The sequence below is a fragment of the Sphingomonas sp. 10B4 genome, assembly GCF_035019905.1.
In the GTDB taxonomy this organism is placed as follows: Bacteria; Pseudomonadota; Alphaproteobacteria; order Sphingomonadales; family Sphingomonadaceae; genus Sphingomonas; species Sphingomonas glacialis.
In genome coordinates this window covers 1-238 of the sequence record NZ_JASJVC010000563.1, presented here as the reverse complement: position 1 = coordinate 238, position 238 = coordinate 1, and the positions used below count along the sequence as shown (strand labels likewise).

Genomic DNA, 238 nt, shown 5'->3' with positions numbered 1-238 from the left:
GCCTATGATTTTTCGTGAGAATAACTCCATCACGACCGCCAAATACAACCAGCCAGTACGCGTACGGACATAGGTAATATCGGAAGTCCAGGCGCGATTGGGCTCTGCTGGGTTGAACTGTCTATTGAGAATATTGCGCGCTATTGGTAAATCATGTTTGCTATCTGTCGTGTTGATAAATTTTCTCTTCCAGACGGTTTTGATCTGGGCTTCACGCATTAAGCGCCGTACTTTGTAG

Annotated in this window: 1 protein-coding gene; it reads right to left on the bottom strand. The window is 45.8% G+C overall.

Annotated features, from left to right (window positions below):
- Positions 1-238, bottom strand: a 238-nt coding sequence (locus QN347_RS20880) for a DDE-type integrase/transposase/recombinase (RefSeq protein WP_323494557.1), incomplete at both ends; no start/stop codon positions are given.